The 7,019-nt window shown below is 59.1% G+C and carries 6 protein-coding genes; all 6 read right to left on the bottom strand.

Annotation, left to right across the window (positions count from 1 at the left end; translation table 11 throughout):
• Positions 1 to 314, bottom strand: a 314-nt coding sequence (locus tag EXQ56_07085; GenBank protein MSO20219.1) for a hypothetical protein, incomplete at its 3' end; no start/stop codon positions are given.
• Positions 315 to 352: 38 nt separating this feature from the next.
• Positions 353 to 1,645 (bottom strand): hypothetical protein, encoded by a 1,293-nt coding sequence (locus EXQ56_07080; GenBank protein MSO20218.1) that lies wholly within the window; start codon positions 1,643 to 1,645, stop codon positions 353 to 355.
• A gap of 642 nt (positions 1,646 to 2,287) precedes the next feature.
• Positions 2,288 to 3,355, bottom strand: coding sequence for a hypothetical protein (locus EXQ56_07075; protein MSO20217.1), 1,068 nt, complete (start codon positions 3,353 to 3,355; stop codon positions 2,288 to 2,290).
• A 172-nt stretch (positions 3,356 to 3,527) separates the two neighbouring features.
• A complete protein-coding gene (locus EXQ56_07070) occupies positions 3,528 to 4,922 on the bottom strand; it encodes a M20/M25/M40 family metallo-hydrolase (protein MSO20216.1) in 1,395 nt (464 codons plus the stop codon).
• A 28-nt stretch (positions 4,923 to 4,950) separates the two neighbouring features.
• Positions 4,951 to 6,369 (bottom strand): M20/M25/M40 family metallo-hydrolase, encoded by a 1,419-nt coding sequence (locus EXQ56_07065; protein ID MSO20215.1) that lies wholly within the window; start codon positions 6,367 to 6,369, stop codon positions 4,951 to 4,953.
• A gap of 69 nt (positions 6,370 to 6,438) precedes the next feature.
• Positions 6,439 to 7,011 (bottom strand): hypothetical protein, encoded by a 573-nt coding sequence (locus tag EXQ56_07060; GenBank protein ID MSO20214.1) that lies wholly within the window; start codon positions 7,009 to 7,011, stop codon positions 6,439 to 6,441.
• Between the last annotated feature and the right edge of the window lie 8 nt (positions 7,012 to 7,019).

Raw genomic sequence — 7,019 nt, 5'->3', positions numbered from 1 at the left:
ACGGCGAGGATGGCCCTGGCCTCATCGTCGTATTCGGTGCCGAACTGGCGCGTCCAGAGTACATTGCCCGCGGCGGAGAATTTGCGGATGAAGGCGTCGTTGCGGCCCACCTTGTCAAGATCAGGCAGGATGCCGCCGGTGAATCCGGCCGCGTAGATGCCGATCGAGTCGGTTGCGACCGCAAGAGCCTCATCGCTCTCGAAGGCGCCGAATTGATGGCTCCATTCGATGGTCTGCGCCGGCGCCGCCAGCGGCAGCAGCACGCCTGCGAACAGCAGCAGGCGCTTCATGGAGATGGGGAGTTTCATGATCACTGGCCAAGCCCTCAGCGAGCGAATCGAACAATTTTGACCTACGGGAATTTTAGCACCAGTATGGACAGATCATCGCGCAATTGGTGGCCCGCGAACTTGCTCGCTTCCTCCTGCAATGCTCCGCAGATGGAATCAGCGGAGTCGCCGCGATGGCCCTCCACCACGCGCAGGATGCGGTATGAGTCAAACATATCGCCGGCGGCATTCTCGACTTCGCTCAACCCGTCGCTGAAGCACACCAGAATATCCTGCGGATGCAGCACCACGGAATCTTCGTGGTAGGAAGCCGTGGGCAGAATGCCCAGCACCGGCCCGCCCACATCGAGCATGCGCACCGGGTGGCGCGGACGATAGAGCAGCGGCGCGACGTGTCCGCCGTTGACGTAGATAAGCCGGTGCGTGCTGACATCCAGCCCCGCGTAAAAGGCCGATACGAACTCCTGCGGCGCGGTGCTGTCGTAGAGCTGATTATTCAGCTTGCGAAACACCGAGCGAATGGTGAAGTCGTTCTTGATCAGCCCGCGAAACAGCGCGCGGAAGCCGGTCATCAGCAACGCCGAAGGGATGCCGTTGCCGGAGACATCGGCCACCAGAAATCCGTAGTGGTCATGGTCATCGCGCATGGACACATAGTCCACCAGGTCCCCGCCCACCACTTTCGCGGGCACATAGGCGCTGGCTATGTCAAAGCGCGGGATTGACGGCGGCGTGCGTGGAATCAGCCGCGCCATGATCTCCTGCGCCATCACCAAATCACGCTCGACCTCGGCATCGCCCACTTGCAACATCTTGCGGCGGAGCACCGCGTTCTCAATCCGTGGAGAAACGGCCAGCGCGAAGCGAGCCAGCGCGTCTCCATCGGCGGAGGAGAAAGCCTTTGGTTCGGTGGCGCGCAGCACCAAGGCTCCGCGTCCTTGGGCAGTCAGATGAATGGGGATGACAATTTGGCTCCGTGGCTGCGGCAGCGGCGGCTCACCTGCGACGACCACTCGGGTCTTCGCCGGCAGGTCCGACAGCAAGTAGGGAGCCGCGGAGCGCATGGTCTCCGCCAGTCCGCCTCGGCCCGCGTACAAGCTACGGTCAAACATTTCTGTCACGGCGCCATGCACCACGCGCGAGTTCTCATCCAACAGAAAGACTCCCGCCGCATATCCATCTGAAACGTTTTGGATCAAGTGCAATATCTGCTCAAGCGCGGTGGAAAGATCCAGGGAGAATTCCTGCTTCCTCATCTCGCGAACCAACAACGACCAGCGGGAAAGTGGTGCGAAAGCCGAGGAGATCGATGACGACAATCGCGTTCCTTCATTTGAAATTGGCGAGTTTCCCATCTAGCAAGCACCTGTTCCTGGCGATGAATCCCGGCTCTGCTCATTCTCCAGCACGTTGACCTCCGCCAATTCCACCTATCAATGCAGCACCAACCGTGGAGCACCAACAGTGTCCATTATCGCTCGACTCAAGTGGCGCATCCTAGACGATTTCCAGAGGCTCCGAATCGCGCCTCGCAATTCATCTGGCGATGCCCTCATTGCGGCGAATCCTTGGCAGGCCGCCTGAATGAGCGAAGATCAAAGAAGCGCCGGCGGCATTCATTGCAGCGATATCCGGGAATCCCCAGTTGCCGCCATAAGTAGTTGCTCCGGCTTGGAGTCACCGAACTGCTTTCAATCCGGTTTATTTGGCTATCGCCTCCGCATCGCGGGCAAACCACCCAACTCCGCCACCTCTGCCTGGGGTATCGGCGGCCCTGCATATACCGGGCGCGAAATGTGGAATGGCAGCCCTCGCAGTAGAATGGATACAATCCAATCCAGGATGACAGATAATCCAATGCCGTTCGTCGACGCGAACGGACACCGCGCAATTTTTTGCACTGCGGACACTGCTTCAATCTTTCTGTATTTCCCATTACGACGTGATCTACTCCACTACCAAGCCACACCAAGCGCCCTCAGGCATTGGCTTGCAAACTAGTAATCAAATCCCTCCGGCACCCAAACCAAATCAAGCGTGCGATTGCGCACGCCGCCCAATCTCCCGCCTAGCCCCACGCGCACGCGGATGCGCTCTTCTGACACACCATTGCCCAACAGAAACTGTTTCACCGCCGCAGCGCGAGACTCGGCAAGCCGCTTGGCATCGCGCTCATCCGGTGCGGCGTAGGCCTCCACCGACACAACGCCCTTCCCGTCCGACCGTATCTTGAGGGCAACAGCCTCCAACTTGACGCCATCGGGCGCCGCCAGAAACCCCACATTCCGCGGAAAGACAATCTGTCCCAAATTCAGCAGTTCCGGCTCAAGCAGCGGTGGCGGTGCCGCTAACACGAGCACATGGACTGTACAATCCGTTGCGCGACCCGCACCATCCTCCACGCGCGCGGTAATGGAGTATTCGGCGGGAAGCAGTCCCGTAGTATCCAATTCGGCCTGTTGTCCTCCTAGAATTGTACCGCCGTTGGTGAACCACTGGACGCGCGGTGGCCCGCCTATCGTGCCCGATGTTTCCACGTGAAATCGCGCCGGTTTGCCAGCCTCGACTTGCTCCTGTGCGCTGCTGCATTTTGCGGCAAGCGTCTCCGGCGGTGCCGTCATGCGGAATGCAACGACGCACTCGGCGCGATTGCGGTAGGCATCCTGCACTGTCCCCGTCAGCATGTAGCGGCCCGGGGCCAGACCACTCGCGTCCACGGCGATCTCCGCGCCGCTGCCCTGAATCACTCCACCGTCCGACGACCACACAAACGCCAGCAAGTGCTTTCGCGAATCCGTGGCGCTCATCTTCACACGGAGCAATTCCATGCTGCCCTTCTCCAGCGCGGCAGGCTCGATCGAGCAGGTAGCAGTCACCGTATCGGCTTTGGGGTCAGCCGCGGAAAACACCACAGATGCTCTGGCCTGTAGACAGGGCAATAGCACGCTCAGTAGGATGCCGCCAAGCATCCCATGCTGTCCAACAGCTTTTCCCTCACGCTCGGGCATAACTGTCATGAGGAACTCTCCGGCAGGAACTGTCTTTGATTGCCTTAACCACGGCATAACCAGCGGCCTCTCCCGATTATAGGAGTCCCACAAGCGAAAAGTCTCCCACGATTCCACTACATACACGCACTGTAACGGCGGCGGCACCTACCGCGCAAGTGGAAGATGTATTGAGTCATGAGAAAAAAAAGTGCTCGCCTTCTCTCAGCACTCCCCCATTTATCAATCATCATTGCTTTCCCGCTACTTCTACCACCGCGCGATAGAGTATCTCCACAAACTTTCCGATGCCCTCTATCGGAACGCGCTCGTCGTTGCCGTGCATTCGCGCGATCTCTTCCTCTGAAACAACGGGGTCTATGCCGTAGGCCTGCACGCCCTTCAATCTTAGCGGCGCGGAGTCGGTGCCGCCGGTCAGCATCATCGGCAGGGTAACCGCGCCAGGAAATACGGTGGCTTGCGCCTTCTCCAGCGCGCGGAACAGGTCCGTGTCGATGCGCGAGGGCGGAGTAACTGTGGTGTGATCGCCAATTGGAGTGATCTCGACAGCCGGATCGTCAATCATGCGGCGCAGATTCTCAATGAACGCCGGCATATTTTCGTCCGGCAGCGCGCGCACATCCACAATCACTTCCGCGTCAGCGGGAATCACGTTCTCGCGGAACCCGCCTTTGATCATCGTCGGCGCGATGGAGGTTCGCAGCATCGAGTTATACAAAGTATTGGTGTGGCGAAGTTTCTCCTGAGCCATCGAACCCACCACTGGATCATCCAAATGTGAGTAAATATAAGCTTCTTCCGGCGGACTTACTCTTGCCAGCCGCTCGAAGAATGTCTTGGTAATGTCGTTGAATCGAAGCGGCGGCTGGTAGGTTCCGATCTTCTGCACTGCCGCGGCCAGATGAACGATAGGATTGTCGACGCGCGGCATCGAGCCGTGGCCGGATATCCCGCGCGCGGTCAGCTTGATGCGCCGCACCAACTTCTCGCTGGTGGCCACGCCCACATAACGGACCTTGCCGTCCTTCATCAGAATCTCCGCGCCCTCGTTCAGCGCGAACTCCGCTTCGATCTTCGGCCAGTGACTTTCGATCAGAAACTCTATGCCCACGCCGCCGCCGGCCTCTTCGCCCGCCTCGGCCAAAAAAATAATGTCGCGGTCGAGCGGAATCTTCTGGCGATGCAGCATCAGGAACACCTGCAACATGCTGGTGATGCCGCCCTTGTCGTCATACGCGCCGCGCCCATAGACGTAGCCGTCCTTGATGATTCCATCGAACGGCGGCACGGTCCACTTCTCGCGCTCGACGCCCACCACATCGGCGTGCCCCATCAGCAGCAGCGGCTTCTTGCTCCCATTGCCATTGATCCGCGCCAGCAAATTGCCCCGTCCCGGCTCCTTCTCCAGAATCTCCGAGGCGATGCCCTCCTTGTCGAGCAACGCTTTCAGATATTGCGCGAGCTTCGTCTCATTGCCCGGGGGATTGCTGGTGTCGATGCGAATCATCTCCTGCAACCGCTTGACCGCCTCGTCCTTCGCCTTGGCGAAATCGGGCGCGGTTTGTGCGTTAAGCGTCGTCGTCAGCAGCAAATTCAAGAAACCCAGGCAAATCATCCGTTTCATAGAAGTGTTTACTCTCCCTCAGTCAGCATTATTTGGCCGCAGCCACATCCACAACCGCCCGATAGATAAACTCGACATACTGGCCCATACCCTCAACTGACACTCGCTCGTTATTGCCGTGAACCCCTTCCCGACTTTCGTCGGTCGCCGGCGGGCTAATCCCGAAGACGGGTATACCTCTGGAGCGGAGATGCGAGGAGTCCGTTGCGGAGGTGCTCATCGTCGGGGTCGTAACCGCCGAGGGGAACACGATTTTCTGCGCCCGCTCTAAAGCCTGAAAAAGTTCTTCGTCCAATCGCGACGGAGAACTTGGGGCCATGGGGGAAGCATCGTCTTCGGGGATCAACTCCACCGAGGGATCGTCGATCACACGCTTGAGTTGCGCCATCAGGTCTTCCCGAGTCTGTCCCGGCAGCAACCGCACGTCGAGCCTGGCTTCGGCCTCGCCCGGAATGACATTAAAGCGAAATCCTCCCTTGATGATGTTCGGGGAGATGCTGTCTCGCAACATGGAATTATAGGTCAAGTGAGAGAGATTGGTGCTGCGCCGGAATGTCTCCTGAACTTTCGGACCCTCCACGGGGTCTTCCAGGAGCCTGAATTGGCGCGCTTCCTCCGGCGAACTGATGCCGGCCATCCGCTGGAAGAATACTCGCGTGGTTTCATTAAGTCTCATGGGCGGCTGATATTCTGCGATGCGTGTGATCGCCGCCGCCAACCGGTAGACTGGATTATCCATGCGTGGCCTTGATCCATGCCCCGGGAAGCCTCGCGCCACAACACGAATTCCTCGCGGGAGCTTCTCGGCGGTTTGAATTGCGACGTACCGGACGTTCCCGTTGCGCACGTCGGTTGTGCCGCCTTCATTGATCGCGAACTCCGCTTCGATTTTCGGAAAATGTTTCCCGACCAGATACAACACACCTACCGGCGCCCCACCCTCTTCACCCGCCGCGCCCAGGAAAATAATGTCCCGATCAAGCGGGATTTTTTGGCGATGCAATAACAGCACGGCTTGCAGCATAGCAGCCACATCATCCTTATCATCTGTCGCACCGCGGCCGTAGACATAGCCGTCCTGAATCACGCCCGCAAAGGGATCGACACGCCACTTATCTCGCTCGACGCCCACCACGTCGGTATGCGCCATCAGAAGGAGCGGCTTCTTCTTTCCATTGCCCTTGAGCCGAGCGATCAGACTGCCGCGCGCCGGTTCGAGCGCGACGATCTCCGACGGGATGCCTTCCTTGTCGAGGATGGCCTTCAAATACTCGGCGACTTTGGTCTCGTTGCCCGGCGGGTTGCTGGTGTCAATGCGAATGAGTTCCTGCAGGCGCTGGACGGCTTCATCACGGGCCTTGGCAAAGTCCGGTAGTGTTTGCCCTCGGGCGATGGGTGATAGCGTGGCGCAAAACATAATTAGTGGAATCAATTTGGCGAATAACATAGTCCTGCCTCCTTGTTGATTTAGGAAGATGCAGCAACTATACGCGAGTCTGAATTCTCAGGAAATACTTCAGCCGAGGCGCGCGAGCAGCGCGTCGAGCGGCTCGGCCTTGGCCGCTTTGATGTTGTAGCCGTAGCTTGCGCCCGCATCGCTTACGGCCGTCAGTTGACATGCGCCGAACGTCGCCTTCAGTACCGCGTCAATGGCTGGGCGCAACTCGGCATCTATGGCCTTGGTATTGGCTGTGAACAGCCGGTCGGGGAAGTGCAGCTCCAACGCATCGGTGCGCAGGCGGGCGGCGGGATAATTTTTCTCCGCCGCGAGTCGCTTCGACAAGTGGAACGCCCCGCGCAGCGCGGCCTTGATGCGCTGCTCGTGCGTGCCGGTGAGACCTTTGCGCGTGACGTAAAGCGTGCCGGGAGCGGGGTCGGCGAGGTCGAATGCAAAATTGGCCTTCAGGCCCACCAGCACGATTCCGGGGCCGCGCGGCACGTGCGCGTAGTCGGCCAGATCAACCCACTCGGCGGCGTGCGCCTTGTCGGCGCGCCAGCGACCGAAGATGTCCAGAAACGGACTCAGCGAAACATCCGCCTTGGCCTCGCTGATAATTTTTATGCTGATGCGTTGCAGGTCGATGGTCAATGCGATCT

It is taken from the genome of Acidobacteriota bacterium (assembly GCA_009691245.1).
Lineage (GTDB): Bacteria > Acidobacteriota > Terriglobia > 2-12-FULL-54-10 > 2-12-FULL-54-10 > SHUM01.
This window is presented reverse-complemented; position numbering and strand designations above follow the sequence as displayed.